The following is a 1,695-nucleotide window of genomic DNA, read 5'->3' on the forward strand; positions in this document are numbered from 1 at the left end:
TACGTCAATAAGTTTTTTAGCAAGATTTATATCACCGTTATGATTTACTCCAGCTTCAGCTATGATAAAAGTTTTCATTTAACAATACTCCCTGCTTTTATGAATGAATTTTTTGGTATTGTTATATATTGTTTTGTTGTTGCATTACTACCTATAAAACTACATTCTTTTACTTTTACTCCCCCATTTATAATAGCTCCTGTACTAATATGACAGTTATCTTCTATTTCAGCATCATGTTCTATTAAAGCCTTAGAGTTTATTATACAGTTATTTCCTATTTTTGCTCCTGCATTTATAATTGCTCCATGCATAACTATAGTTCCTTCTCCTATAATAGAGTATTTAGAAACATAAGCATAAAGAGAAATTACTTTAGGAAGATTAAATCCTAAGTTTTTGCATTTTTTAAAAAGTTCTTTTCTTTTTTCACAGTTATCAATTTGACCTAAAGAAATAAAAGCATACTTATATTCCTTTGAAAGAATTTCCAAATCTTCATCTGAAGCAATAATCTTATAGCCTAAAACTTTTTCTCCTATTTTCTCTTTTGTATCAACTATCCCAGCTATTTTAAATTTATTTTCCTGCTCTATTACATCAATCACAGATTTACAATGTCCTCCACCACCAATTAAGAGTATTTCTGGCTTTTTACTCATAAATTACCCCACTTGGAATATTTACAACTCTTTCTTCTATATATTCTGCATTTGGTGTATCTGTCTTAAAACAGTTTTTATACATAGGCAGCTTATACATTAAAGTCCAAACCGGTCTTGTCTGAATACCGTTTTTATTTGTTATTTCTAAAAATTCATCTCTCTGTTTTTTATTGTCTAAGATAACAGCATTTAACCAATAATTTGAATAGCTGTTTTCTGGTTCTGTAAAAAAGTTTATTCCTTTTTTATCAAAAAATATTTTATATTCTTGTGCTATTTTCCTTTTTATTTTAAGAAAATTTTCTAATTGTTCAAGTTGAGCAACACCTAAAGCTGCATTTATATTAGGCATTCTATAGTTATAACCTATTTCATCATGGAAATATTCATACGGATGGGGAACTTTTGCTGTTGTAGTGATATGTTTGGCTTTTTTTGCTAACTCTTCATCATTTGTTAATATCATTCCACCGCCACCGGTGGTTATTATTTTATTTCCATTGAAGCTTAAAACTCCAAACTTACCAAAAGTTCCAGTGTGCTTATTTTTATAAAAACTTCCTAAACTTTCTGCCGCATCTTCTATTACATCTATGTTATATTCACTACAAATCTCAATAATTTTATCTATTTCTACAGGATGACCAAATGTATGCATAGGAACGCAGGCTTTTATCCTTCTTCCTGTTATTTTGTTATATGCGTATCCGTTTCTTTCTTCTGCATTTTTGTCTAAAAATTCTTTAAGACTTTCCGGCGACATACCAAGTGTTTTTAGTGATATATCAACAAATACAGGCTCTGCTCCACAGTATTTTATGGCGTTGCAAGTAGCCACAAATGTAAGGAGTTGTGTTATAACTTCATCTCCTTCTTTTACTCCAGATAACAGCAAAGCGGTATGTAAAGCCGAAGTCCCATTTACTGTAGCTACTGCGAATTTTGCTCCTGTGTATTTTGCTATTTTTCTTTCAAACTCATTTACGTATTCACCTACAGAAGAAACAAATGTTGAACGGATTGTATCAAG

2 protein-coding genes are annotated in these 1,695 nt (G+C 30.5%); both read right to left on the reverse strand.

Features of this window, described 5'->3' with window-relative positions:
- Window positions 1-74: 74 nt before the first annotated feature.
- Window positions 75-662: an acetyltransferase gene (locus HG1285_RS02660; protein ID WP_008289075.1), complete on the reverse strand. Its 588-nt coding sequence runs from the start codon at window positions 660-662 to the stop codon at window positions 75-77.
- Window positions 655-1,695 (reverse strand): LegC family aminotransferase (locus tag HG1285_RS02655; protein WP_008289076.1); only part of this gene is annotated, 1,041 nt, incomplete at its 5' end. The genes HG1285_RS02660 and HG1285_RS02655, both read right to left, overlap by 8 nt.

The organism is Hydrogenivirga sp. 128-5-R1-1 (assembly GCF_000171895.1).

Coding starts and splice junctions, on each gene's coding strand:
- HG1285_RS02660 (WP_008289075.1), bottom strand. CDS start 662: ATGAGTAAAAAGCCAGAAATACTCTTAATTGGTGGTGGAGGACATTGT.